Origin of the sequence: Bordetella bronchialis (genome assembly GCF_001676705.1) — a bacterium.
In the GTDB taxonomy this organism is placed as follows: Bacteria; Pseudomonadota; Gammaproteobacteria; order Burkholderiales; family Burkholderiaceae_B; genus Bordetella_C; species Bordetella_C bronchialis.
Map to the genome: position 1 here is coordinate 1,300,127 of NZ_CP016170.1, position 24,922 is coordinate 1,325,048.

The window sequence follows — 24,922 nt, forward strand, 5'->3', positions numbered from 1 at the left end:
GACGGCCACGACCGAGGGCTTGAACATCCTGATTACCGGCGGCGCGGGCTTCCTGGGCACGCGGCTGGCGCTGGCGCTGCTGCGACAGGGCGGTTTCCGCGGCCAGCCCATCGCGCGGCTGACCCTGGCGGACCGTGTTGCGCCGACGCATCCCGAGCTGGCGGGCGCCGCCTGCGTGGCGGGCGATGTGGGAGACCTGCTGGACCGCATGCCGGCCTTGCTTGCGATGTCTCCCGACGTGGTCTTCCATCTGGCTTCGGCCGTGTCGGCGGAATGCGAGGCCGATTTCGAACTGGGGCTGCGCTCCAACCTGGAGACCACGCGCGTGCTGCTGGAAGGACTGCGCGCGCAGGCGGTGCGCACCGGCCGGCCGCCGCTGCTGTTCTTCTCCAGTTCGGTGGCGGTCTACGGCTCGGATCCGGGCGTACCGCTGCCCGCCGTGATCCGCGACGACACGCTGCCCACGCCGCAGTCCAGCTACGGCGCGCAGAAATTCATCTGCGAGCAATTGATCGCGGAATACACGCGTAAAGGCTATATCGACGGGCGCGTGGCGCGGCTGATGACGGTGTCCGTGCGGCCCGGGCGGCCGAACGGCGCGGCGTCCAGCTTTTTGTCGGGCATTGTCCGGGAACCCCTGGCGGGCGTTGCCGCGGTGTGCCCGGTGGATCTCGATACCCCGGTCGCGCTGGCGTCCCCGGCCAATACCGTCGGCGGCATCCTGGCGGTGGCGCAGGCGGACCGCGAAGCGCTGGGCGGCCGCACCGCCATCAACCTGCCCGCCCTGACGGTGACCGTCAGGCAGATGCTGGAAGCGCTGGAAAGCGTCGCCGGCAAGCAGGTGGCCGGACGGGTCAGCCTGCGGCCCGACGCGGCCATCGCGCGCATCGTCGGCGGGTGGCCGGCGCGCTTCGACAGCCCGCGCGCCGCCGCGCTGGGCCTGCGGCCCGATGTCTCCTATCGCGCGGTCATCGAACAATACCTTGCCGAGACGGGGCGGTCCGCATAGGAAGCGGCTTGCCGGCGCGGCGCGGGTGCGCGCCATTGACGCCGCGCGCATGGCGAACCATAATCCGTGGTTCAGCTGCACGTCAGCTCTTCGAATTTCTTCTTGCCCACACATAGGGAGGCGCGTGATGCCAAGCATCCAGTTCAACAACGCCATCCCGCGCGTGCCCCAGCGACGGCATTAAGTCGTCCCCCGCGCGGTTCCGTCGCCGGTCTGTTGCCCGGCGACGGGTCCGCCACGCCCGTTCATCCCCTGCTTTCCACGCGCCTTGCGGCGCGTCTACCCATTACGCATAACGCGCGCTGACGGCGCCGTCGTGTGCGCCCGGCGCGCACGCGGACGCCCGCGGCGCCCTCGCATTGAAGGACCGGCGCATCGATGCGCCGTGGATAGTCATGACCTCAATCAAAACCACTCGAGAACAGCGTGGCCGGACGTTGTTCCATGTCCTGCGCTTTGCTTCCCGGTACTGGCGCCAGCAGCCCTGGCGCATGTCCGGCATTCTTTTCCTGGCCTTGTTGTCCACCCTGGCGGATGTCGCGGCGCCCATGTATGCCGGCAAACTGATCGACGCCGTCGCGGGCAGCGCCGTGGACGCGGATGGCGCACGCGATGCGGCGTTCTCCGCATTCTGGATGCTGGTCGCGCTGGGCGTCGGCGCCACCCTGCTGCGGCAGGGCGCCTATCACCTGGTCATTCCCTTCACGATAGGCATGATGCGCGGCATGGCGGGCAACGCCTTCCGCCACGTGCAGCGCCTGTCGTCGGAATGGCATGCGAATCACTTCACGGGATCCACCGTGCGGCAGATCGGCCGCGGCATGTGGGCGGCGGACCAGCTCAACGACACGCTGCTGCTGGCCTTGCTGACCTCGTTCGCCACACTGGTCGGCGCCACGGTGCTGCTGGCCATCTACTGGCCGGTCATGGGCTTGATCGTGGGGCTGGGATCCGCGCTGTATCTGGCGGTGACGGTGTCGCTGACCTTGAAGTACGTGGAGCCAGCGGCCAGCCTGAGCAATGCCTGGGACAGCCGCCTGAGCGGCGCGATGGCCGATTCCATCGGCTGCAACGCCGTGGTCAAGGCATTCGGCGCGGAGGCGCGCGAAGAAGAACACCTGCGCCGCATCATCGACAAATGGGACAGCCGCACGCGCCGCACCTGGACGCGTTCCACGCTGAACCTGGGCGCGCAGGGCGCGATGCTGGCGGCGATGCTGGTGGCCATGATCGGCGCCTCGCTGTATCTGTGGGTGCGGGACCAGGCCTCGATCGGCGACATCACCTTCGCGATGGCGATGTTCTTCGTCCTGCAGGGGTATCTGCGGGACGTGGGCATGGACCTGCACGAGCTGCAGCGCGCGGTCAACGACATGGAGGAACTGGCGGCGCTGGACCGCCAGCCGCCGGGCGTGCGCGACCTGCCGGGCGCCGCGACCCTGTCCGTGGATGCCGGCGGCATCCGCTTCGAGAACGTCAGCTTCCGCTATGGGTCGCATGAAACGCCCTTGTTCCGCGACTTTTCCGTGGACATCGCGCCTGGGGAACGAATAGGCCTGGTCGGGCATTCCGGCTCCGGCAAGACGACCTTCATCAAGCTGATCCAGCGCCTGTACGACCTGGAGGCCGGCCGCATCCTTATCGACGGCCAGGACATCGCCAAGGTCAGCCAGGTGTCGCTGCGCCGGCGCATCGCCATCGTGCAGCAGGAGCCCTTGCTGTTTCACCGGACGCTGGCACAGAACATCGCCTATGCGCGGCCGGATGCCACGCGCGAACAGATCGAGCAGGCCGCGCGGCTGGCCAATGCGCACGATTTCATCATGCGCCTGCCGAAGGCTTACGACACGCAGGTGGGTGAACGCGGCGTCAAATTGTCCGGCGGCGAGCGCCAGCGCGTGGCCATCGCCCGGGCCTTCCTGGCCGATGCGCCCATCCTGATCCTGGACGAGGCGACTTCCAGCCTGGACAGCGAGAGCGAAGCGCTGATCCAGCAGGCCATGGGCCGCCTGATGGAGGGCCGCACGACCCTGGTGGTGGCGCACCGGCTGTCGACGGTGCGCGCCCTGGACCGACTGCTGGTCATGGACAAGGGCCGCATCGTGGAAGAGGGCAGCCACCACCAGTTGATGCGCATCGAAGGCGGCCTGTACCGCAAGCTGCTGGAGCGGCAGGCGCTGGACGGGCCGGGGCAGGGGCGCATCCGCGACCGCATGCTCGACGACGAGGCGGCCCTGGACTCGCCATAAGCGGCGGCGGCCGGTCCCGGCACCGCGCGGGCGCCGCCCGGGCCACGGCGGGCGGCGCGCCGTCCGGCGCGGCGCCTGGCCGGGGAGAATCGCGCCCGCCTACTCGGCCCGGGCGCCCGAAATGCGGATGACTTCGCGGAATTTGTCGGTGTCGCGCTTGATGACGCCGGCGAATTCCGCGGGCGTCGTCCCGATCGGCGTCGCGCCCAGGCCGACGATGCGCTGGCGCACGGAAGGCGTCTTCAGCGCCTTGTCGATCGCCTGGCTCAGCCGGTTCACCAGGGCCGGGTCCGTGCCCGCCGGCACCAGCACGCCGTACCAGGGATCGACCTGCAAGCTCGGGTAGCCGCTTTCGGCCACGGTGGGCACGTCGGGCAATTCCGCCGACCGCTGCGCCGTGGTCACCGCCAGGGCGCGCAGGCGGCCATCGCGGATCTGGTTCACCGCCGCGGGCAGGTTGGTGAAAGAGAAATCCAGCCGCCCCGACATCAGGTCCACCAGGGCCGGGCCATCCCCCTTGAACGGGATATGGGATCCCGGCATTTTCGCTTCGATTTTCAGCATCTCGGCCGCCAGGTGTCCCGAAGACCCGATGCCGGCGGAACCGAAATTGAGTCCGCCCGGCTTGCCCCGGCCCAGCGCGATCAAGTCCTTCAGGCTCTTGACCGGCGAGGAGGCCGGCACGACCAGCACCAGCGGGACCGCCGCGACCAGGCTGACGGGCGCGAAGTCCTTTACCGGGTCATAGCTCAGCGAGGGATAGAGGCTGACGTTGATGGCATGCGTGCCGTTGGTCGCCATCAACCATGTATAGCCGTCGGCTGGCGAGCGGCCCACGAAGGACGTCCCGATCCCGCCGCCCCCGCCCGGCTGGTTGAAGACGACGACGCTGCCGTTCAGTTCCTGCGACAGCGCTTCGGCCAGGATGCGTGCCAGCACGTCGGTGGAGCCGCCGGCGGCATAGGGAACGACGAACTTGATCGGATGGTCCGGGAATTTCTGGTCCGCCGCGTTGGCGGCAGGGGGCGCCAGGAACAGCAGCCCGAGAACGGTCAGGAAGGCATGGACAATGGATTTGTGCATGATATGTGCGGCGCGATCGCGGCATCCTGCACGGGGCCTCGCGACCGCCGTGCCGGTGCCGTTCTCCGCGCTCCCCTTGAGATTTATCGGTCGATGCGCATGCGGCGTGGCGCGGGCCCGTCCGGCGCGTTATGGTGGGTCAGGCCGCGGCCCGCGCCGGCCCCGGACGCGAAACCTCGATATGCCCGTCGCGCTGGAACAGGCGATCGCCGCGATAGCCGGTATCCACCTTCATATGCCGCAACACCGCCCATAAAGAGGCCTGGTTGGACGACACGACGGGCTTGTCCAGTTCGCGCTCCAGCCCGGCGATCTGGTCCATGGTGAGCAGGTTGGTGCAGCTGATGAAAACCGTATCGCAGCCATCGATGCGGTTCCGATTTGCCAGCAGCCGGTCGCGCACCGCTTCCGAGGACACCTGGCGTATCGCTTCGCTGGTGGGACACTCCAGCGCATCCCAGGCGCCCGTCTCGATGCCGTAGTGGGCCAGGAAATCCACCTCGTGGCGGGTGATGTCTTTCGGGTAAGGCGTCAGCATGAATACGCGCTTGGCCGATACCGCGCGCAGCGCATTGACGACGGCGGTGGACGTGGTGATTGCCTCGATTCCCGTCAGGTCGGCGATCCGTTGCGCCACCTCGGCCTCGCGGCCGATGCCGGCAAGGAAGCTGCCGCTGGTGCAGCCGTAAAGGATGATCTCGGGATAGGCCTGCGCCAGATCGCTGGCCGCCCTCCCGATGGAATCCGCCATCGCCAGCAGCGAGTCCGCGCTGATCCCGGATCCCGGCCGGGACAGGCGGTTGTGATTCATCGCCACCCCTGCCGGCAGCGCGAACGGGAGCTCGCGTTCCATGGCCGTATTTCCCGGCGGCGCCAACACGCCGAATCGCTTTACATCGTTATTCATGGTGTTCCCCTTGGAGTTTGCCCGATTATAGGCATACCCCCCGGCACGGCGCCAATGGAAAATTCTGATTCATTATTCGCTCGTGGCAATAGATGCCCGCCGGGGCATTCCCACGGGGCGGCGCGCGCGGCAACGCGGACAAGCATGCGTCCCGCGCCGCCGTCGCCGGTTGGCAGCACTGCCCGGACCGCTAGGGTAAACGCCAGCGATCCATATCAATCTGGAATATCCCGCGGTCGGGAAAATTCAGTTTTCTATCGTTTTCGGCGCCGATAAACTGCCGCGACTCAATGAAAAATCACGGGGGGCGCAATGATTTCACGTCGCGGCATCTTGAAGCTTGCCTACGGTAGTGTCCTGGTGGCGGGGGCCTCCGCCGGACGCGTGCAAGCCAGTTCGGCTCCGGTCAGCATCATCATCCCGGGCCCGCCGGGCGGCGGTGCCGACGCGATCGCCCGCATTGTGGCCGAGAAGCTGGGCCCGAAGATCGGCGAGACGATCATCGTCGAAGCGCGTCCCGGCGCCGGCGGCCTGATCGCCAGCAATTACGTCAAGCGCCAGGCCCCGGATGGCAAGGTGCTTTACCTGAGCTCATCCATGCTGGTCACCGCGCCGGCGGTCTATCCCGACGTCCAGAAACTGGATCCGGTGGCCGACTTCACGCCCCTGGCCAGGCTTTCGGTGAACACCTATCTGTTCCTGGCCGGCAAACAGCTGCCGGTTTCCAATGTGGGCGAGTTCATCGAGTACTGCCGCGCGAATCCCAAGAAGGTCAGGATAGGGACCGTGGGGCAGGGCTCATCGAGCCACCTGGCGGCCGCGTATCTGGCCAAGGCGGCGAACCTGGACGTCATCATCGTGCATTACAAGGGCTCCGCGCCGGCGAACCAGGACCTGATGGGCGGGTTCATCGACGCCAAGTTCGAGAATCTGGCCGGCACCCGCGCCACATTGGAATCCGGCAAGGTCAAGATCCTGGGCGTGTCCAACGCGGAACGCTCGCCGCTGTTCCCGGATGTGCCGACGGTAAAGGAGTCGGTGCCGGGCATGGTGGTCGACGACTTCTTCGTTATCGTCGCGCCGAAAGGAATGGAGACGGCGCGCGCCCAGGCGCTGGGCAAACAGCTGGGCGAAGTGGTCCGCATGCCGGACGTGGAAGCGAAGCTGCGCGAGCAGCTTGGCGCCATCTCCGCGCCCCTCGATCCCGTAGCGACCGCGGCCTACATGCGCGACTCGTTCGACAGGACAAAGAAGTGGGCGGCCGAGCTGCTCGGGCCCGCGGACCTGGCGAACAGCTAGCCGTCGGCGCGTGGCTTTCATGTTCCAGGCGCCAAGGACGGTCCAGGCCGAGGTATTCGCCCGGTATCCCGACGCGCTGCGCACGGCGACGCCCGCGAACGAATGGAACCGGGGCCAGCCCGCCGGCCTGGGCGCTTCCAGCTTTCTCGAAGGGCCATCGTTCGACCGCGCCGGTGTGCTTTGGTGCGTCGACATCGTCAACGGGCGCATCCTGAACGTGGACCGGGCGGGGAATTTCTCGATCGCCGTCGAGTACGACGGCTGGCCGAACGGCCTGAAGATACGCGACGATGGCCTGGTATTCATCGCGGACTGCAGGCACGGGATCATGGTGCACGAGCCGGGGTCGCGGGCCGTGAAACCCTACCTGCCGCGCGCGGGGCTGGAGCGATTCAAGGGCGTCAACGACCTGTTCTTCGCGCGCGGCGGAGACCTCTACTTCACCGACCAGGGCATGACCGGACTGCATGACCCAAGCGGCCGCCTGTTCCGCCTGAAGCCGGACGGACGGCTGGATTGCCTGCTGTCGAATGTGCCCAGTCCCAATGGCGTCGTCATGGACCTGCACGAGCGCGCGGTACTGCTCGCGGTCACGCGGGCGAACGCCGTTTGGAAAGTACCCCTGTCGGGCAGCGGCGTGACCAAAGCGGGCCTGTTCCTGCCGCTCATGGGCGGCCTGGGTCCCGATGGCCTGGCGCTGGATGCCTCGGGGGGACTGGCGGTCGCGCATGCCGGATTGGGGACGGTGTGGCTGTTCGACGCCCAGGGGGAGCCCTTGCTGCGCGTCAGGACGCCGGGCGGTCTGCTTTCCACCAATATTGCCTACGGCGGCGAGCAGAACGCGGAATTGTTCATCACGGAGTCCGCGAGCGCGCAAATATTCCGGGTGCGCATGCCGCTGCCGGGCAAGCCGCTTTTTTCCCATCGCTAGGGCCTGTTAACGCTAGAAGGAGCCTCGCACTGGCCGAGTCCGGGGCGGCAGACTAGGCGCGGACGACGCGGCGTGGTTGATCCACGTGAGGAGTCCGTAACGACGTATGCCGCCCCGGACTCGGCCAGCCCGAAGGGTGAGTACGCAAACCGGCGCCTGGCCGCGTTACGAATGCTCGCCGTGGCACCACCACGACTGCGCTTCGTGCCTTGCCATCCACCGGTTTGCGTACTCATGCGAGGCTCCTTCTAGCGTTAACAGGCCCTAGCCCGGCCGTCGGGCAAGAAAGCGTGCCCTTCGCGTGAAGGGCCGCGCGATATCGCTCGTTCGTCGGTGAGCCGGACGCGCGCGAGGCTACAAGGCCGGCAGGCCCGCCTGCCTCAGGGCATCGTCCAGCCAGGGCGAAATCAGTACGCCCGCGGCGATTTCCCGCACACGCCGGTCTTCGGCCGCGACCTTCTCTTCCGCCGCGTCCAGCACGGTTTCGACATCGGCCCGGGGAATCACGACCACGCCGTCGGCATCGCCGATCACCAGGTCCCCGGGACTGACGCTGACACCCCCCACGGAAACGGGGATGCTCAATTTGCCGGGCAGGCCCTTGGTCGGGCCGCAAGGATTCGCGCCCGCGGAGAAGATCGGGAAAGGCGCGCGCGCCAGCACATCCAGGTCGCGTACCGCGGCGTCCACGACCAGCCCCCCGAGTCCGGCGGCGATGGCCTGGGTGGCCATGAGCTCGCCGAAAAGCGCGCAGGTCTGGTCGGCTTTTCCATCGACGACCAGCACGTCGCCGGGGCGGGCGATGGCCAGGGCCACATGCAGCATCAGGTTGTCGCCCGGGCGGACTTCGACCGTGAACGCCGGGCCGCACAGCTTCATGGCGGGAGCCAGCGCGCGGATACGCGCATGCATGGTGCCGCGGCGGCCCGCCACGTCGCAAAGGATCGCGGGCTGGAATTCGCGTGCGCGCTCGAGCAGCGCTGGCGACGGCCGATCGAAGTCCGAGAAAGATGCGTAGCTCATGGGTGTCCGTGGTGAAGGTTCCGGCGCTGTAGCGCCCAGGTGTTCAAGGTTCGAGCCGGGCGACCGCCGCCGCGATCCCGCTGCAACCGCGATCGATCTCCTCCATCGATGTGGCGAAGGAAAAGCGCAGGAAGGGCGACATGCCGTAGGAGCTGCCATCGATGGCCACGACTCCCGCTTCCTCCCGCAGGAAGTCCGCCACGTCGACATCGGTCTTCAGGACGTGGCCGTCGCGCGTGCGGCGTCCCAGCAGGCCCGCCACGCAGGCGAACACGTAGAACGCGCCATCCGGGCTGTCGCAGGCGATGCCGTCGATGGCGTTCAGCCGTTCGACCATCCGGTCCCTGCGGTCCTCGAAGCGCCTTGCCGCCTCGCGCACGCATTGCTGCGGGCCGTCCAGCGCCTCCGCCGCGGCGGCCTGGGCGGCCGCGGTCGCGCAGGTTGTGCTTTGAGTGATCAGCAGCGTGATGGCCTTAATGAGCGCGGCGGGCCCGCAGCCATAGCCGATGCGCCACCCCGTCATCGCGTGCGATTTCGACAGCCCGTTGACCAGCAGCGTGCGGGCGCGGAGTTCCGGTTCGACGTTCAGGATGCAGGCATGCCTGGCATGCCCATAGACGAAATGTTCATAGATCTCGTCCGTCAGTATGCGCACATGCGGGTGCCGCAGCAGCACGTCGGCCAAGGCACGCAGTTCGGCGGGGCCGTAGACCGCCCCGGTCGGATTGCCGGGCGAGTTCAGTATCACCCAGCGTGTTCTGGCGGTGATCGCGGCGTCCAGCTGTGGGGCGGTCAGCTTGAAGCCGGCGGCCGCCGGGCATTCCGCTATCACCGGAATGCCGCCGTGGATCAGGACCATCTCTGGGTACGACACCCAGTAGGGCGCCGGTACGATCACCTCGTCGCCTTCATTGACGGTGGCCATCAAGGCATTGAAGATCACGTGCTTCGCGCCGCTCCCCACGACGATCTCATCCATGGCGAATTCAAGCGCGTTTTCACGCTTCAGCTTGCCCGCGATCGCCTTGCGCAGCGCGGCGGTGCCCGCGGACGCCGTGTAGCGGGTGTGGCCGCTTTCCAGCGCCGCCATGCCTGCCCGCACGATATGGGCGGGCGTGGGAAAGTCGGGCTCGCCCAGCGTGAAGTCCGTGATGTCCCGGCCCGCCGCGCGCATCGCGTCGGCGCGTGCTTTCGCGGCGACGCTGGCCGACGGTTTCACGTGGCCGAGCCGGTCGGCGAGGATCTGTGGGTGTGTAGGCATGTGGCTGCTCGACGATGTAGGGTAGGCAGATTGTCCGCACGCGAAATAATTCTGAAAAGAGATAATTACTGATGTGAGAGAATTCCAATCCGGTATGAAAACATGGGGTGTTTCCCAGGATGACCACCTTCCGGGAGCTCGAAGCCTTCGTCGCCGTTGCCGACATGGGGTCTTTTGAAAAGGCCGCGCGGCATCTCGGTACGTCGCAATCCGGCGTCTCGCGCCTGATCCGCGAATTCGAGCAAGGCTACGCACAGCCGCTGTTCAGCCGCGACCGCCGCGCGGCGCAATTGACCGCGAAGGGCCAGGAGGTCCTGCTGCACGCGCGCGGCATCCTGCGGCAGCGCACGGACCTGATGGAGCGTTTCGGCGGTTCGACGCTTTACGCGCCCACGCTCAGGCTGGGCGTGACCGAGCTGTCCGCCGTGACCTGGCTGGGATCGTTCATCGCGAAGCTGAAGGCACGCTATCCCCGGCTGCGCCTCGATTTGAAAGTCGGATCGTCGTTCGGCCTGCACGCGCTGATGCGGGATGGGCAACTGGATGCGGCGGTGGTCATGGAGTCGGTCCGCTCCCACGATATGGTCCGCTTGCCGGTCGGCGTCGCCAAATGCGGCTGGTTCTGCGCGGCGGATGCGCCGCTGCCGGCTTCCATGAAGCTCTCGGAGTTCGAGCGGCAGACCGTGCTGCTGCAAGGGCGGGCGCAGGGGGGCGGGACGCAGGTCGAGGACTGGCTGGCGGAGCGGGGCGTCAAGCTGGCCAGCTCGATCCAAAGCGACAGCCTTGCCGCGCTTGCCGGCATCTGCGCCGCGGGCCTGGGCATCGCCAGCCTGCCGCGGGCGGTGGCGTCCCAGGGTATGGCGTCCGGCCTGCTCAGGGAAGTGAGAATCCCCATCGGGGCCCCGAGCCTGCCGTACACGCTGCTGATGCGGGTGGCGCCCATGACGGCGTTCCACTCGACCGTCGCCGATCTCGCCCGCAAGACCTGCGATTTCAACACGGCGCTGGCGCCGGCCAAGGCCGATTGACATGCTGACCATCAAACAGTTGCAAGCGTTCTACTGGGTCGCCAGGCTGGGCACATTGAACCGGGCCGCCGAAAAGCTGCACATTACCCAGTCGGCCGTGACCAAGCGCCTGCAAGAGGTCGAGGCCGCGGCCGCGGGGCCGTTGTTCGAGGAAGACGGCCGCAGGCGCCAGCTGACGCGGCTGGGCCGCGAGCTCGAGGCCGAGTGCGAACGTCTGTTCGACCGGCTCCAGGCGCTCGAGAACCTGAAGCGCTCCGGCGCCCCGCCGGCCCGCGTCTTCAAGGTCGGGCTGACCGAGGTGGTCGCCCTGACGTGGTTCCCCGATTTCTTGAAACGGATGAAGGCCTTGTATCCGTCGATCATCGTGCAACCGGAAATCGATCTTTCCCTGACCTTGCACGAAAAGGTCGAGCGGGGCGCCCTGGACTTTGCCATCCTGCCTGACCACCGGCCGTCGGAAGGCGTCGTGAAACTGGGCGTGGGGGATGTGAAGTTCGGGTGGTTTTCCGCCCCGGGCATGTTCGCGCCGGATGCCGTGCATCCCTTGCAGGCGCTTGCCGAGAAGCCGGTGATCGAACAATCCGCGCATTCCGTCATCACGCTGGTGTGCGGCCGGATCTGGGAGAGCGCCGGCCTGCGGCCTGACCGCATCTACGGCGGCAACAATATCCAGGCCCTGGCCGGCCTGGTGGCGGCCGGCGTCGGCATCGGCTGCCTGCCCGTGCAGCTTTTTCGAAGTGAACTGCGCGCCGGCAGTCTCGCGCTGGTCAAGACCTCGGTGCCGGCGCCGACCGTGACCTACGCCTGTTATTTCCCCCACTATCCCGATTCCGCGCTCGGCCGCGAGGTCGCGGAAGTGGCGCGGCAGTCCAGTACCTTCGTGCGGCGCGACGTGCCGGGCAGGCGCGCCCGCCGGGGATAGCGCCCAGTTCGCCGGCCTAGTCGATCTTCAGGTCGGCCGACTTCACCACCTGGGTCCACTTCCTGGTCTCGGCCTGGACGAAGCGGCCAAAGTCCTGCGGCGAGCTGTACAAGACCTCGTCACCCTGCGCCGCCAGGCTGGCCTGCACGGCCTTGTCTTCCAGCGCGGCCTTCAATGCCATGTTCAGTTTATCGACGGCGGATGCGGGCGTGCCGGCGGGCGCGAACAGGCCCCACCAGGCGCCAGCCTCGAAACCTGGCATGCCGGCTTCCTGCATGGTGGGCAGATCGGGAAAAGCCACGGACCGTTTAGCGCCCGTGGTCGCCAGCGCGCGTATCTTCCCACCCTTGACCAGGCCCTGTACCACCGGGATATGGTTGATGGAAAACGCGATGTCCCCGGCGACCAGGGCCGTCATGGCGGCAGGTCCGCCGTTGTAGGGAATATGGGCCGTGGACAGGCCGTTGGCCTGCTTGAAGAGCTCGGCGGCCAACTGGGGGAAGGTGCCGTTGCCATTGCTGCCATAGAAAGCCTTGTCCTGCTGGCCCTTCAGATAGGAAACGAGTTCCGGCACGGTATTCGCCTTTACCGTGGATCCCACGACCAGCACCAGCGGCCCGGAACTGATCTGCCCGACAGGAGCGAAGGCGGTGCGGGCGTCGTAGGGCAGGTTCTTATAAAGGGCGGGACCGAACACTTGCGTGGCCGAGCCGCCCAGCAGCAAGGTGTAGCCGTCGGGCGCGGCCTTGGATACGTAGGCCGCGCCTATCGTGCCGCCCGCGCCGGGCTTGTTCTCGACGACGATGGATGCGCCGAGCGCGCCCGCCATTTTCTGGCCCACCATGCGCGCGACCACGTCGACCACGCCGCCGGCCGGAAAGGGCACGACCAGATTGATCGGGCGGCTGGGATAGGATTCCGCCGCCTGACTGGCCGTGACGGCCGTGCCCAATGCCAGCGCGAGCAGGGCGGCCGATCCGTATTTGTTCATGATTCTGTCTCCTCGTTTTTCTGGCGTATTCGTGTCGATGTCCGGAGGCCTCAGATCGGCATGGGCTGCTGCGGCTTCAGGGCGGGGTGCTGGCGGCTGCCGATCGCGCCGCGTACCGACCATTCCAACAGGTCCCTGATCATCTGTTCTTTCATGGCCTGGTGTTCGGGCGCCGACCACAGGTTGTTCAGTTCGCCGGGGTCCTGCTTCATGTCGTAGAGCTCTCCAGCGGTCTCGCCCAGGTAGTAGACGATCTTCCATTGCGCGTCGCGGCACATCACCATGTATTCCGCCCCGGTCTGGATGTGGTCGCGCGCCAGTTCCGAGTACACCGCCGTACGGATGCCGCGGGCCTCGCCGTGCAGGATGGGCCACAGGGATCTGGCCTCGAAGGACCGTGGCACCGCAACGCCGGCGGACTCCAGGATGGTGGGAGCGATATCCATCAGCTGCACCAGCGCGTCGGTCTGCATCGCCTGCACCAGGGACTTGGACCAGAAGATCAAGGGCACCCGTACCGAGCAGTCGTACATCGTCCATTTCTGGATATGGCCGTGGTCGCCCAGCGCGTCGCCATGGTCGGAGGTGAAAATCACCAGTGCATTGTCGAGGTAGCCTTTTTCTTCCAGCGTCTCCATGATCTGGCCCACCTTGTCGTCGATCATGCTGACGTTCGCCGCGTAATGGCGGCGGATGCGCAGCAGTTCTTCCCGGGACGCGTGCTCTTTCCAGGCGACCGAGTCATAGTTGCTGCGTATCATGTTGCCGCGCAAGGTGGCATGCATGGCCGGCTGCGCAGCGAGTTCCGCGGCCGTGGGTTCAGGAACGGGGATGTCGACATCGCGGTACATATCGAGATAGCGCGGCAGGGGATCGTAGGGCGGATGCGGGCCGGGAAAGCCGATCTGCAGGAATAGCGGATTCTGCGACTGCCGCTCCTTCAGCCACCATGTGGCGTGGTCGCCGATGAACATGTCCGAATGCATGTCATCGTCCATGTCCCAGGCGAAGGCGCCCATCGCGTTCCTGTAACCCGCCGGATCGTTCCGGTGGCGGGTATATCGGCTGGGCTTTTGCAGCTTGCGCGCATGCAGGGCCTTGTCCCATTCGTCATACAGCGCGCGCGTATGTTCGTCCAGGAACAGCGGGCGGTCCTTGTTCTCGACGAAAAAGCGCTGGTGGAAGCCGCCTTTCGCGTCGTAGGGATTGATATGCATCTTGCCGATGTTCACGCAGTGGTAGCCTGCATCGGCCAGCGCGTTCACCCACGTGGGCTCCCAGGGATGGAAGTTGGTGAAGACGCCCGTGGCATGCGGATACATGCCCTGGAAAAGGCTGGCACGCGAGCCCACGCAGACCGGCGAGGTCACATAGCAGTTCGTGAATGCGGTCCCCTCGCGGGCCATCCTGTCCAGCACGGGCGTCTTCATCCATGGCGCGCCCAACGCGCCGATGGTGTCGAAGCGCTGCTGGTCCGTCATGATCAGGATGATGTTGGGTTGCTTGCTCATTCATGCTCCCAGGTAGACAGAATGCTCGGTCGTGTAGAAGGCAGCCGCGCCCGGCCCCACCGAGTACGCGCCGACGCCGGACGCCTTGATGCCGCCGAACGGCATGTGGCTGTCCGGCACGGTGCCGTGGTTGACATGCAGCATGCCGGTTTCGCACTCGTCCACGAAGCGGGCGATGGCTCGGGCGTCGTTGGAGAACAAGGCGGCGGTCAGGCCGTAGGCCACATCGTTGAGCAGGTGCAGCGCGTCGTCCAGCGTCTCGTAGGAAATCAGGCTGACCACGGGGCCGAAGATTTCCTCGCGCGCCGCCGCCGAGTCGGGCGCAACCCGGTCCAGCAGCGTCGGGGCATAGAAATAGCCGTCCACGCAGCCGGGTACCCGGACCGGCTCGCCGCCCGTGACCACCACGGCGCCATCGCGGCGCGCCTGGTCCACCGACAGGCGGACATGCTCCAGCTGCGCCCGGTGAGTCATGGGGCCGAGTTCGGTCGACGGGTCGCTGCCGTCGCCCAGGCGCATCGCCGCCATGCGCCGCGCCAGTCCCGCCGCCACCTGGGCATGCAGGTCACGGCGGACCAGTACGCGGCTGACGGCGGTGCAACGCTGGCCCGAGCACATCATGGCGGCCTGCGCCACCTGGTCCAGGCAGGCGTCCAGGTCGTCCGTATCATGGATGACGGCCGCGTTCTTGCCGCCCAGTTCGAGCGAGACCTCGGCAAGATTGCTGGCGGTCGCCGCCACGATGCGTTTGCCCGTGCCCACCGAACCGGTGAAGGTCACGCCCTGTACGCCGGGATGGCTCACCAGGGCGTTGCCTATCTCCGGGCCGCCGTGGAGGATCTGCACCAGCCCATTGGGCAGGATGTCGGCGGCGATGGCCCCCAGCAGGCACGCGGCCGCGGGCGTGAATTCCGATGCCTTCACGATGATGGCATTGCCGAAAGCCAGGGCCGGCGCGATCTTGCGCATGGGCGTCATGACGGGGAAATTCCACGGCGTGATGGCGACAATGACGCCGCGTGGCCGCCGTACCACGAGGTTGCGCACGCCCGGGCGCAGCGATGCGGCGTGACGGCTGCCTGTCTCCGCCATGGCATGCTGCATCATGTAGCGGCTTTCGCCGCAGGCCTTGGCCACTTCGCCCAGGCTTTCCTTCAGCGTCTTGCCCTGCTCGGCCGTGATGGCGGCGGCTAGTACCCCGCGCGCGGCTTCGATGGCGTCGATATAGCGGCCCAGTATGTCGCAGCGCTGCGCCACCGTCACGCGGCGCCACTCGCGCGCGGCGCGGCTTGCCGCCGCGACGGCGCGGTCCACCATGGCCTTGTCGGCCATGGCGTAGCGGCCGACCGTCTCCGCGGGCCGCGCGGGATTATGGGTGTCGAAGATCTGGCCGGTGTCCTGCCACACGCCATCGATCAGGTTGCCATAGTCGTATTTCATGTGGGGGTTCCGGATAAGGTTTGCATCTCGGCTGCGCGGGCCGTCCGGGGGGCGCCCTGGATGGGCCCGTCCAGGATCAGGCTCGCGCCTTTCTCGGCGATCATGATGGTGGGCGCATTGATGTTGGCGGACGTCACGGCAGGCATGACCGATGCATCGATGACACGCAGGCCAGAGACGCCCTTGACCTGCAGCAAGGGGTTCACCACCGCCCGGTCGTCGCTGCCCATGCGGCAGGTTCCGCTGGGATGGAAGATGGTGCTGCCGTGCTCGCAGGCGAATCGCAGCAGGTCGCCGTTCGACGCGCGCGATGGCGCGGGCAGTACCGGCGCCTCCACCAGGTCGCGGAAGGGCGGCTGCGCATAGATCTCGAGCAGCATCCGCAGGCCGTCGGCCAGTGTCTTGCGGTCGATTTCCTCGACCAGGTAATTCGCCTGGATGCGCGGCGCGGCGTAAGGATCGGTGGAGACGATATCCACGCGGCCGCGCGATGCCGGGCGGCACTGGCAGGCGCTGGCCGTGAAACCGGCGTAGCGGTGCAGGGGCTCGCCGGGCTTGTCGACCGACAGGGGCATGATCGCGAACTGGACGTCGCTGCGCCCGCCTACCGCGTGGCGGGTGCGCGCGAATCCGCCCGCCTGGCCGGCGCCTACGGTCAGCGGACCCTGTCCGAACAGCAGCCACTCCAGCCCCATGGAGGCCAGCCGCAATGGGTTGCGTACGTCATTGTTCAGGGATTTGCGAGTCTTGAGCCGGACGATGGTGCGCGCCTGGTAATGATCCTGCAGGTTGGCGCCGACTTCCGCGGCGTCGGCCACGACGGGTATGCCGAGCCTGCGCAACAGCGCGGCGGGCCCCACGCCGGACAATTGCAGGACCTGCGGCGACTGGATGGCGCCGGCGGAGAGGATGACCTCGCGGTCCGTCGTGGCATTGTCGGTCATGCCGTCGCATACCCATTCCACCCCCACGGCGCGTTGGCCCTCGAACAGCACGCGGGTGACCTGGGCGCGCGTGATCACCGTCAGGTTGTCGCGCGCCAGCGCCGGCCGCAGGAAGGCGGCCGCCGCGCTCGCACGCCAGCGGCCCTTCAGCGTCAGCTGGTAATTGCCCACGCCGTAATCGGTTTCCCCATTGAAGTCCGGATTGCTCGGCAGTCCCAAGGCCTGCGCGGCGTCCAGCCATGCCTGGCAATAAGGATGGTCGTTGCGCAGCGGCGACACGCCCAGCTCGCCATGCACGCCGTGATACGGCGAGGCGGGGCCGCGATAGGCCTCGGACCGCTTGAAGTAGGGCAGTACCGACCGATAGTCCCAGCCATGGGCGCCGGCCTGGGCCCAGTCGTCGAAGTCTTCCTTCTGGCCGCGCGTGTAGATCAGGCCGTTGATGGAGCTCGAGCCGCCCAGGACGCGGCCGCGGGGCCAGGCGATCTCGCGTCCCTTGAGCGCGGCGCCGCCCTCGGCCCGGAAGACGCGTGAAAACCGTTCGTCGTAGATGGTCTTGAAATAACCCACCGGCAGACGCAGCCAGAAATTGCGGTCGGGGCCGCCGGCCTCCAGCAACAGTACCCGCGCGGCGGGGTCGGCGCTGAGGCGGTTGGCCAGCACGCATCCGGCCGAACCCGCGCCGACAATGATGTAGTCGTAGCCACGACTCCCTCGGGGGCTGTGTTGCATAATGGTCAGCGAAAGGATTAAAAGCCTAAAGTTCTATTGATAGTACTTTTGATTGTTTGCCGATGTCAAACCTCACCCAAGACAGCCCCATCCCGCTTTATCTGCAGCTGGCGGACATATTGCGCGACCGCATAGGCAAACGGGAATGGCTTCCCGGTACCTGTATCCCCACACTGGAAACGCTGGCCGCGGAATTCCAGGTGGCGCGCATCACCGTGCGGCAGGCCGTTCAACTGCTGACCAAGGAGGGCCTGCTGGCCCCCAGGCGGGGGCTGGGCACCGTCGTGACGCGCGCCGCCGAAAGTCCGAACACCGTCGTGATGCAGACTTCGCTGCGGTCTCTGGCCGCGATGTATGAATCGACCAGCGCCGAAATGCTCACCTTCGACGAATCCCATGGCAAGCCGCCCGCCGCGGCGGACGCGGGTACGCTGGGCGACAGCTACGTGTTCATGCGCCGCCAGCATTTCACCGAAGGGCAACCCTACGCCGTCATCTCCCTATACCTGCTGCAGGACATCTTCCAGCGCGCGCCGGAGAAATTCCGGTCGCGGGCGGTCATCCCCACCTTGATGGAAATGAAGTCCGTGCGGATAGAGCGGGCCCGCCAGACCATGTCCATCGGCTCGGCGGACGCTGAGGCGGCGCGGCTGCTGCGCGTGCGCGCGGGCAGCCCCGTCGTCAACGTCACGCGCGTATTCGTGGACAAGAAGGGCTTGATCCTTTACTACGCCGACGTCACTTATCGGGGCGACTGGGTGCGGTGGGAGATTGAATTGCAGCCTTGAAGGGATGCTGCGCGTTGTGGCCGGGCCGCAATGTGTGCGAATGGCTAACGCGGCCGCCCGTGCTTGCGAGGGTGCGAGCGCCTACACGCGACAATTCCCCGCGAGTCTGCATGTACCGCTCCGCAAGGAAGACCGTGGTGCGGTTCGCGTACGCCTGCTCCAAGCGACCGGCGTGCTTCCGGCTGGATGGTATCCATCCTCCCAATCTACATATTTAGGATCATCAAAACTCGGTATCTTCGGCGATCTGGATGGTATCTGCCTTCTAAATTCTTGGTATTGCTCCTAAAGCGGTATACATTGCGTCTTTTTTCGCGGGTGCTCATCCGCCAACGGACCGGTTTGCGACATGGCAGTTCCGGCAACCGGCGGCCCGAGCATCGAACTGTTGACCGATACAGGGGAGTCCACATTGATGTACGCCAAGAAGAAGTGGCTGAAGGCGACGATTGCGTTGAGCGCGTCCTATTGCGGGGCGGGCATGGCGGCGGATTTGACCGTCTCGCCGGGGGATACGCGGGTTTTCGACGGTTCGGCCAGCTTTCCGGGCGGGATCGACGTGAACGGTGGCACGCTGGTGATCGGTGGCAACGGCGGCGGCGCGGGCGTCGCTATCGACGGGAACGTCGCCGCGACCTCGAACGCCATTGTCGGCGGCTTCGGCTCGATCAATGGCGATCTCAGCGTGACGGGCAACGCGCGCGTCGCGCCCGGCTATCCCGTCGGTACGCCAACCGGTGTCTCGAACGGCAACCTCGTGGTCAACGGCAACCTGTCGATGAACAATGCCGCATTCGACTTCGAGACCGGCTATGCCGGGCTGCCTATTACGCAGCCGGGCACCGGCGACAACATCACTGTCCGCGGCGACGCCGCCCTTAACAACACGACGCTGAACGTCTCGGTAAATACCTTGGGCGTCACTGCCGGCTACTACCGGATCCTGACATACGGCGGCACGTTGAGCGGGAACGGCCTGTCGCTGGGTTCGGTCAGCGGCGACTCCTTGCCTGCGGCCACCATCCAATCGCTGACCGGCGACAAGCAGATCAACCTTATCCTCGGCCCGAGCACGACCAACTTGTGGAACGGCAACGGCGTGGCGTCCGCCACCCGAGCCGGCGGCGGCGATGGCACCTGGACCGCCGCCAGCACGAACTGGAATAGTCCAAGCAATGCCACGGGAGCCTTGCCCGATGGCGCATACGCGATTTTCACCGGCGCGACCGGTACGGTGACCGTCGATGGCGGCGCGGGTCCCGTACGCGTATCGGGCCTTCAGTTCGCCACGGACCGATACCGCCTGCAAGGCGCTCCCATCACCCTGGTCCCCAACGGGGGCAACCCGCCTGCCATCGTGGTGGGCGACGGCACCTACGCCTCCGGCCAATTCGTCGATACCATCGACAACGCCTTGCAAGGCACCAGCGGTTTCGTCAAGACCGGACCGGGATCGGTGATCCTGAACGCGGATAGCAGCGGGCTGACCGGCCCCATCCTGATCGCCGACGGCGCCCTGGAATTGAACGGCAAGTTGAACGGTCCCGTCGATATCGGCCGGGAAGTCGTGTTGGCGGGCGTCGGTCAGCTGGGCACCACCACCCTTTATCCCACCGCGGTGATCTCCCCCGGCAATGATGGTTCGCCCATCGGCACGCTTACCGTCAATGGCAACCTCACCTTTGGCCAGGACACCGTCTATCGTGTGCATGCCGATCCGGCCAGCAGCGCGAGCGACCGCATCCACGTCACCGGCATCGCCTACCTGGACGGCAGCGTGGCGCACGTGGGGCCCGACGGCAACTATGCGCCGCGCACGACCTACAACATCCTGACCGCGGATGGCGGCATACAGGGCCGGTTCACGGGCGTCTCGTCAGCGTATGCCTTCCTGACTCCCACGCTCAGCTACGACCCGCACAACGCGTTCATGACGCTTACGCGCAACGACGTGCCGATCGGCAGCGTCGGCAATACGGGCAACCAGAGCAGCGTGGGCAGTGCGCTGGATAACGAAGCGCCACCCGTGACCGGAAGTGGGTCGTCGCCGGCCGGGAATGGCGGTGCCTCGGCCAGCGGTCCGCTCGGCGGCAACGGTGGATTGGCCGGTTCGGTGGCCGGCGCCGCCAGCGGCACCGCCGCCGGGCAGGTGGCGGCCGCGGTGCTTGGCATGGCGCCGGACGAGGCGCGTTCGGCCTTGAACATGCTTTCCGGCGAAACCTATGCGAGCAATGTCAGCGTGTTGCAGAGCCTGGGGGATACCGTGCGCACGCTGCCATTGGCCCATCTGCGCGGCAACCTCGATGCGCACGCGCTGGCAGGGCCGCCCACGGCCCAATGGGGCTCGCCGTTGTCCGACGCCCTGCCGCGCAGCGGCGCCCATCCGGTCTGGGCGCAAGTATTCGGCAACTGGCGCACGTTCGGCGGCGACGGCAACGCATCGCGTGTAAGTCAGTCGGACGGAGGCCTTTTCGTCGGCGGCGACGGCGCGATCGGCGGAGGCTGGCGGCTGGGCGGCGCGCTTGGCTACATCGGCAGCCACAGTTCGGTCGCCGATGTGTCGTCGCGAACCAATGTCGACAGCTATACGGCGACGTTGTTCGGCGGGCGGAACGTCCAAGCCGGACCCGGCCATTTCCGCTTCATGGCCGGCGCGGCCTACAGTTGGCACGATATCGGCACGAAGCGCAGCGTGGCGGCCGGGAGCCTGGACCAGAGCCTCGAGTCGTCCTATCACGCCTCTTCGGCGCAGGTGTTCACCGAACTCGGCTACAACTTGCCGCTGGGCGATGCCTACAACATCGAACCCTTCGCCGGCGTCGCGTGGAACCAGCTGCGCACGCGCCACTTCGATGAGTCGGGCGGTACGGCGGCCTTGCACGGGTCGGGAAATTCCGACGATGTGACCAGCACGACGCTGGGATTGCGCGGCGCGTGGCTGTTCGGATCCGACCGCGCGCCGGGACGTCTGACCGCTTCGCTGGGCTGGCGCCACGCAATGGGCGATTTGACGCCAAGACAGGATCTGGCTTTCGATGGCGGTAAGACGTTCTCCGTGACGGGCGTCCCGATCGCGCGCGACGCCGCCGTACTCGGGCTCGGCGCCGAGATGACCATCGCGCGCAATACGACGGCGGGCATCGCCTACGACGCGCAGTTCGGCGGTGGCAACCGGCAGCAAGCGGGTGTGCTCACGCTCGCGATGCGGTTTTAGTGCGGCCGACGCTGCCACGCCGACGCCCGTCGTTGTACGGGCGGCGCAAAGAAAAGGGGCGAATCATGGGGTTCGCCCCCGATTCGCCCCTTTCAGGCCTTTTGATCGATCGGCCTTTTTATCGGCCTTTTGATCACTCTTTTGATCGGCTTTCTTGCAGGCTTCCCGATTCTGGTTCTTCATCGGGGCACTGCGGATCGGAATTCTGGAGCGGGAAACGAGTCTCGAACTCGCGACCTCAACCTTGGCAAGGTTGCGCTCTACCAACTGAGCTATTCCCGCATCGCTATCGCGTAAAATCAGCGAAGAACGAAACTATATCAGCTTCCGAAAATCGATGTCAAATCCATCGGCGTCCAATACCGATACGGAAACTCTAGCGCCGATCGCGGCGGACCTTACCGCCCTCAACACCTTGGGCCTGGCCTCGGCCGCGCGGGCCTATGTCCGCCTGGTTTCTCCCGCGCAGCTTCCCGCGCTGACCGCCTTGGCGCGGCAACATGGGCGGCTTTTCGTGCTGGGCGGAGGCAGCAATGTCGTGCTTCCCGCGCACATGGAAGGCCTGGTGGCTCATATGGCCATCCCCGGCATTCGCCTGTTGGAAGCCCGCGCCGACGCCTGGATCGTGGAGGCCGGCGCCGGCGAAAACTGGCATGGCTTCGTCGACACCTGCCTGCGCAATGGCTGGGACGGCCTGGAGAACCTCGCCCTGATTCCCGGGACGGTGGGGGCATCGCCGGTGCAGAACATCGGCGCCTATGGCGTGGAGCTGGACCAGCGTTTCCTGGGGTTGAACGCCTGGGACGTGGTGCGTGGGGAGATGGTCGCGATGTCGGCGCGGGATTGCCGCTTTGCCTATCGCGACAGCCGGTTCAAGCACGACGAACCCGGCCGCTGGGCGATCGTGTCGGTGCGCTTCGCGCTGCCGCGGCCATGGCGTCCGGTGCTCGACTATCCGGACGTCAAGCGGCATCCCGCCCTGGCCGGCGGCGATTCCGTGTCGGCTCGCGCCATCTTCGACGCCGTGTGCGGCATCCGGCGCGAGAAGCTGCCGGATCCGGCCGTCATCGGCAACGCGGGCAGCTTCTTCAAAAACCCTATCGTTACCGCGGAACGCCACGCGGCGCTGCGCCAGCGGTTTCCTGACCTGGTGTCCTACGCGCAGGCGGATGGGCGCTACAAGCTGGCGGCGGGCTGGCTGATCGATCGATGCGGATGGAAGGGCCGCGCGATGGGCAAGGCGGGCGTCCACGACCGGCAGGCGCTGGTGCTGGTGAACAGGGGCGGCGCCACCGCCGCCGACATCATGGCCCTGGCCGAGGCCATACGCACGGATGTCAGCGCCAGGTACGGCGTCGAACTCGAAGCGGAGCCGGTGCGGCCCTGATCGTTGCGGCTGGGGTGTCCGCCGGCGGGCGGGCTACAGGCCCAGCACCTTCTGCATGTCGAACAGGCCCTGCGTCTTGTCGCGCAGGAAGTCGGCCGCGCGCAGGCTGCCTTGCGCATAGGTGGCGCGGCTGCTGCTGCGATGGGTGATTTCGACGCGTTCGCCTATGCCGCAGAAATACACGGTGTGATCGCCCACGATATCGCCGCCGCGCACCACGGAAAAGCCGATGGTGCCAGGTTCGCGCACACCGGTGTCGCCATGGCGCGTCCAGGTCGCGACGTCCGGCAATTCCACGCCCCAGGCCTTGGCGACGGTCTCTCCCATCTTCAGCGCGGTGCCGGACGGCGCGTCGACTTTCTTGTTGTGATGCGCTTCGAACACTTCCACGTCGTAGCCGGAATTCAGGATGCGCGCGGCGACTTCAAGCAGGCGCAGCGTGGCATTGACGCCCACGCTCATATTGGGCGCGAAGACGATCGCGGTCTTTTCCGCGGCGCGCGCGATGGCGGCGTGGCCCGCTTCATCGAAACCCGTGGTGCCGATGACGGCCTTGACGCCGTGCCGCGCACAGACATCCAGATGGCGCAGGGTGCCTTCCGGGCGCGTGAAGTCGATCAGGCAATCCGCGTTGGCCAGGGCCTGCGTGTCGTCCGTGATGGCGACGCCGGTGTCGCGCCCCAGGAAGGCGCCGGCGTCCTGGCCGATGTGGTCGCTGCCTGCCCGGTCCAGGGCGACGGCCAGGGTCATGTCGGGGTGGCCGAGCACCGCTTCGATAAGCATGCGGCCCATCCGGCCGCTGGCGCCGGCAATGGCGATGCGCATGGGTAGATCCTCGCTAGACGTCGTTGTCGATTTGCGGGCCCGGGCTTGGCGCCGGCGTGGGGGCCGCGCGCGCCCGGCGCCCGTCGTGCTACTGCGCCGCGCCCGGCTGGGCGGTGCGGGAAGTTCCGGCGGGGGCCCCGCCGGCGGGCGCGGCCTGAGCCGGCGCGTTGCCGGACGAGGCGGCCGCCGCCGGGCTGTTGTCCGAGGAGGTCACGCCAGCGGGCAGTCCGCCCCCGGCGGGTCCGGCAGGCGTCGTGCTGGCCGGCGCGGGATTCTGCGGCGGAGGAACGCTGGTCCCCGACGACCCCGCGGGCCCATCCGCCAGCTGGTAGGGCTGGACGGCCGGCTGCTTGTCGCCTTCCCAGCGCGTGAGCTTGTCGTTCTCGAAGAAGACGGTGAACTTCCGTTCCTGCGTGGGGCCATAGCCCGGCTTGTAGTAGTACGGATAGTCCCAGCGGTCGGAGTGCAGCACGCTGGTCAGCGTGGGGCTGCCCAGGGCGAAGCGGACCTGTTCCCGCGTCATGCCGGGGCGCAACAGGGCAACCTGTTCGCTGGTGATCCAGTTGCCCTGCTGAACCGGCGCCTTATACGGAAACCCCCATTTGTCGGAGCTGCATCCCGCCAGGACGGCCGCGAGCGCGCCGATGGCGATGGCCGCCTTCAGGCGGTGGGATGTGGAACGTGCGATCGTGAACACTCGGGGTTCCCCGTAATGGATACTGGCAAAACCGTTATCATAAAGGTTTATTCAAGTCATTCCGCGTGGCGTGGACAACAGGGCGCGATAGCGCAGGGGCATAAGCCGGCGGCCACGTCGGCCTGGTCTCCCGTCCCGCCCGTCATGCGGAACTTTCCCTACTGGACCAATGAGCGATCAAAGCGACCTCAAGACCATGGGTTTGAAGGCCACCTTTCCGCGCCTGAAGATCCTGGATATTTTCCGCAAAGCGGAGCAGCGCCATCTTAGCGCGGAAGACGTCTACCGCGCCCTGATCGCCGAAAACGTCGAAATCGGCCTGGCCACGGTCTACCGCGTCCTGACGCAGTTCGAGCAGGCCGGCATTCTCGCGCGCAGCCAGTTCGATAGCGGCAAGGCCGTTTTCGAGCTGAACGACGGCGACCATCACGATCACCTCATCTGCACGAACTGCGGAAAGGTCGTGGAATTCAACGACATCGATATCGAAAAGCGGCAACACAAGATCGCCAAGGACAACGGTTTCCTGCTGGAAAGCCACGCCATGGTGCTCTACGGTACCTGCGGCGACTGCGCCGCCCGCCGCTAGGCGGGCCGCATCAGGCCGGGCCGCGCAGGCCGGGCCGCGCAGGGCGGGCCGCGCAGGCGGGGCCGCGCCAGTGCGTGCCCCAGGCGGGGCCG

The 24,922-nt window shown here is 66.8% G+C and carries 20 protein-coding genes and 1 tRNA gene; 10 read left to right on the plus strand and 11 right to left on the minus strand.

Features of this window, described 5'->3' with window-relative positions:
• Positions 1 to 19 precede the first annotated feature (19 nt).
• Together denD and BAU06_RS05775 are read left to right on the plus strand one after the other, a co-directional pair.
• Positions 20 to 1,009, plus strand: a complete 990-nt coding sequence (denD, locus tag BAU06_RS05770) for a D-erythronate dehydrogenase (RefSeq protein ID WP_066358194.1) — start codon at positions 20 to 22, stop codon at positions 1,007 to 1,009.
• Between the two features lie 395 nt (positions 1,010 to 1,404).
• Complete coding sequence (locus tag BAU06_RS05775; RefSeq protein WP_066345428.1) at positions 1,405 to 3,258, plus strand: ABC transporter ATP-binding protein; 1,854 nt, start codon at positions 1,405 to 1,407, stop codon at positions 3,256 to 3,258.
• A 99-nt stretch (positions 3,259 to 3,357) separates the two neighbouring features.
• Here the strand turns inward: BAU06_RS05775 and BAU06_RS05780 are convergent, their stop codons facing one another.
• Both BAU06_RS05780 and BAU06_RS05785 read right to left on the minus strand, forming a co-directional pair.
• Complete coding sequence (locus tag BAU06_RS05780; RefSeq protein ID WP_066345429.1) at positions 3,358 to 4,341, minus strand: Bug family tripartite tricarboxylate transporter substrate binding protein; 984 nt, start codon at positions 4,339 to 4,341, stop codon at positions 3,358 to 3,360.
• Positions 4,342 to 4,480: 139 nt separating this feature from the next.
• Entirely contained in the window at positions 4,481 to 5,248 is a 768-nt protein-coding gene (locus BAU06_RS05785; protein WP_066345430.1) for a maleate cis-trans isomerase family protein, read from the minus strand.
• A gap of 312 nt (positions 5,249 to 5,560) precedes the next feature.
• Between BAU06_RS05785 and BAU06_RS05790 the strand changes: the two genes are divergently transcribed.
• Entirely contained in the window at positions 5,561 to 6,547 is a 987-nt protein-coding gene (locus BAU06_RS05790; RefSeq protein WP_066345432.1) for a Bug family tripartite tricarboxylate transporter substrate binding protein, read from the plus strand.
• A gap of 19 nt (positions 6,548 to 6,566) precedes the next feature.
• Positions 6,567 to 7,478: an SMP-30/gluconolactonase/LRE family protein gene (locus BAU06_RS05795; RefSeq protein ID WP_066345434.1), complete on the plus strand. Its 912-nt coding sequence runs from the start codon at positions 6,567 to 6,569 to the stop codon at positions 7,476 to 7,478.
• Positions 7,479 to 7,832: 354 nt separating this feature from the next.
• Here the strand turns inward: BAU06_RS05795 and BAU06_RS05800 are convergent, their stop codons facing one another.
• Entirely contained in the window at positions 7,833 to 8,501 is a 669-nt protein-coding gene (locus BAU06_RS05800; RefSeq protein ID WP_066345436.1) for an RraA family protein, read from the minus strand.
• Between the two features lie 43 nt (positions 8,502 to 8,544).
• Positions 8,545 to 9,762 (minus strand): aminotransferase class I/II-fold pyridoxal phosphate-dependent enzyme, encoded by a 1,218-nt coding sequence (locus BAU06_RS05805; RefSeq protein WP_066345437.1) that lies wholly within the window; start codon positions 9,760 to 9,762, stop codon positions 8,545 to 8,547.
• Between the two features lie 119 nt (positions 9,763 to 9,881).
• Here BAU06_RS05805 and BAU06_RS05810 point away from each other — a divergent pair, with 119 nt between their 5' ends.
• Complete coding sequence (locus tag BAU06_RS05810; protein ID WP_066345439.1) at positions 9,882 to 10,790, plus strand: LysR family transcriptional regulator; 909 nt, start codon at positions 9,882 to 9,884, stop codon at positions 10,788 to 10,790.
• Position 10,791: 1 nt separating this feature from the next.
• Positions 10,792 to 11,712, plus strand: coding sequence for a LysR family transcriptional regulator (locus BAU06_RS05815; RefSeq protein ID WP_066345441.1), 921 nt, complete (start codon positions 10,792 to 10,794; stop codon positions 11,710 to 11,712).
• A 16-nt stretch (positions 11,713 to 11,728) separates the two neighbouring features.
• Here the strand turns inward: BAU06_RS05815 and BAU06_RS05820 are convergent, their stop codons facing one another.
• The 4 genes from BAU06_RS05820 to BAU06_RS05835 are packed head-to-tail and all read right to left on the minus strand — an operon-like array spanning position 11,729 to position 17,330.
• Positions 11,729 to 12,703: a Bug family tripartite tricarboxylate transporter substrate binding protein gene (locus BAU06_RS05820; protein WP_066345444.1), complete on the minus strand. Its 975-nt coding sequence runs from the start codon at positions 12,701 to 12,703 to the stop codon at positions 11,729 to 11,731.
• Positions 12,704 to 12,753: 50 nt separating this feature from the next.
• Positions 12,754 to 14,214, minus strand: a complete 1,461-nt coding sequence (locus tag BAU06_RS05825) for a sulfatase family protein (protein WP_066345447.1) — start codon at positions 14,212 to 14,214, stop codon at positions 12,754 to 12,756.
• Positions 14,215 to 15,654 carry an aldehyde dehydrogenase family protein gene (locus tag BAU06_RS05830; RefSeq protein ID WP_066345450.1) on the minus strand — a complete coding sequence of 480 codons (1,440 nt, stop codon included), beginning with the start codon at positions 15,652 to 15,654 and terminating at the stop codon, positions 14,215 to 14,217. It abuts the gene before it with no gap.
• Complete coding sequence (locus tag BAU06_RS05835) at positions 15,651 to 17,330, minus strand: GMC family oxidoreductase (protein WP_066345456.1); 1,680 nt, start codon at positions 17,328 to 17,330, stop codon at positions 15,651 to 15,653. The genes BAU06_RS05830 and BAU06_RS05835 overlap by 4 nt, the downstream gene beginning before the upstream one ends.
• A 62-nt stretch (positions 17,331 to 17,392) precedes the next feature.
• On the opposite strand from BAU06_RS05835, the gene BAU06_RS05840 reads away from it, so the two are divergent.
• Together BAU06_RS05840 and BAU06_RS05845 are read left to right on the plus strand one after the other, a co-directional pair.
• The gene (locus BAU06_RS05840) at positions 17,393 to 18,118 is read left to right on the plus strand and encodes a GntR family transcriptional regulator (RefSeq protein ID WP_066345461.1); all 726 of its coding nucleotides are present in this window, start codon (positions 17,393 to 17,395) and stop codon (positions 18,116 to 18,118) included.
• A gap of 415 nt (positions 18,119 to 18,533) precedes the next feature.
• Entirely contained in the window at positions 18,534 to 21,332 is a 2,799-nt protein-coding gene (locus BAU06_RS05845; protein ID WP_415834846.1) for an autotransporter family protein, read from the plus strand.
• 206 nt (positions 21,333 to 21,538) lie between these two features.
• Here BAU06_RS05845 and BAU06_RS05850 read toward each other — a convergent pair.
• Positions 21,539 to 21,614: transfer RNA gene (locus BAU06_RS05850), tRNA-Gly, on the minus strand.
• Between the two features lie 55 nt (positions 21,615 to 21,669).
• Between BAU06_RS05850 and murB the strand changes: the two genes are divergently transcribed.
• Positions 21,670 to 22,719 (plus strand): UDP-N-acetylmuramate dehydrogenase, encoded by a 1,050-nt coding sequence (murB, locus tag BAU06_RS05855; RefSeq protein WP_066345469.1) that lies wholly within the window; start codon positions 21,670 to 21,672, stop codon positions 22,717 to 22,719.
• A 33-nt stretch (positions 22,720 to 22,752) separates the two neighbouring features.
• On the opposite strand, the gene dapB is transcribed toward murB, so the two are convergent.
• Positions 22,753 to 23,544: a 4-hydroxy-tetrahydrodipicolinate reductase gene (gene dapB / locus BAU06_RS05860; RefSeq protein WP_066345474.1), complete on the minus strand. Its 792-nt coding sequence runs from the start codon at positions 23,542 to 23,544 to the stop codon at positions 22,753 to 22,755.
• An 88-nt stretch (positions 23,545 to 23,632) separates the two neighbouring features.
• Positions 23,633 to 24,196 carry an outer membrane protein assembly factor BamE gene (locus tag BAU06_RS26505; RefSeq protein WP_156770363.1) on the minus strand — a complete coding sequence of 188 codons (564 nt, stop codon included), beginning with the start codon at positions 24,194 to 24,196 and terminating at the stop codon, positions 23,633 to 23,635.
• Positions 24,197 to 24,410: 214 nt separating this feature from the next.
• Between BAU06_RS26505 and fur the strand changes: the two genes are divergently transcribed.
• Complete coding sequence (gene fur, locus BAU06_RS05870) at positions 24,411 to 24,830, plus strand: ferric iron uptake transcriptional regulator (RefSeq protein WP_066345479.1); 420 nt, start codon at positions 24,411 to 24,413, stop codon at positions 24,828 to 24,830.
• Positions 24,831 to 24,922: the final 92 nt, after the last annotated feature.

Coding starts and splice junctions, on each gene's coding strand:
- BAU06_RS05775 (WP_066345428.1), top strand. CDS start 1,405: ATGACCTCAATCAAAACCACTCGAGAACAGCGTGGCCGGACGTTGTTC.
- BAU06_RS05810 (WP_066345439.1), top strand. CDS start 9,882: ATGACCACCTTCCGGGAGCTCGAAGCCTTCGTCGCCGTTGCCGACATG.
- BAU06_RS05840 (WP_066345461.1), top strand. CDS start 17,393: ATGTCAAACCTCACCCAAGACAGCCCCATCCCGCTTTATCTGCAGCTG.
- BAU06_RS05805 (WP_066345437.1), bottom strand. CDS start 9,762: ATGCCTACACACCCACAGATCCTCGCCGACCGGCTCGGCCACGTGAAA.
- BAU06_RS05785 (WP_066345430.1), bottom strand. CDS start 5,248: ATGAATAACGATGTAAAGCGATTCGGCGTGTTGGCGCCGCCGGGAAAT.
- BAU06_RS05830 (WP_066345450.1), bottom strand. CDS start 15,654: ATGAAATACGACTATGGCAACCTGATCGATGGCGTGTGGCAGGACACC.
- BAU06_RS05820 (WP_066345444.1), bottom strand. CDS start 12,703: ATGAACAAATACGGATCGGCCGCCCTGCTCGCGCTGGCATTGGGCACG.
- BAU06_RS05795 (WP_066345434.1), top strand. CDS start 6,567: ATGTTCCAGGCGCCAAGGACGGTCCAGGCCGAGGTATTCGCCCGGTAT.
- dapB (WP_066345474.1), bottom strand. CDS start 23,544: ATGCGCATCGCCATTGCCGGCGCCAGCGGCCGGATGGGCCGCATGCTT.
- BAU06_RS05815 (WP_066345441.1), top strand. CDS start 10,792: ATGCTGACCATCAAACAGTTGCAAGCGTTCTACTGGGTCGCCAGGCTG.
- BAU06_RS05790 (WP_066345432.1), top strand. CDS start 5,561: ATGATTTCACGTCGCGGCATCTTGAAGCTTGCCTACGGTAGTGTCCTG.
- BAU06_RS05835 (WP_066345456.1), bottom strand. CDS start 17,330: ATGCAACACAGCCCCCGAGGGAGTCGTGGCTACGACTACATCATTGTC.
- murB (WP_066345469.1), top strand. CDS start 21,670: ATGTCAAATCCATCGGCGTCCAATACCGATACGGAAACTCTAGCGCCG.
- BAU06_RS05825 (WP_066345447.1), bottom strand. CDS start 14,214: ATGAGCAAGCAACCCAACATCATCCTGATCATGACGGACCAGCAGCGC.
- BAU06_RS05845 (WP_415834846.1), top strand. CDS start 18,534: ATGTACGCCAAGAAGAAGTGGCTGAAGGCGACGATTGCGTTGAGCGCG.
- BAU06_RS05780 (WP_066345429.1), bottom strand. CDS start 4,341: ATGCACAAATCCATTGTCCATGCCTTCCTGACCGTTCTCGGGCTGCTG.
- BAU06_RS05800 (WP_066345436.1), bottom strand. CDS start 8,501: ATGAGCTACGCATCTTTCTCGGACTTCGATCGGCCGTCGCCAGCGCTG.
- fur (WP_066345479.1), top strand. CDS start 24,411: ATGAGCGATCAAAGCGACCTCAAGACCATGGGTTTGAAGGCCACCTTT.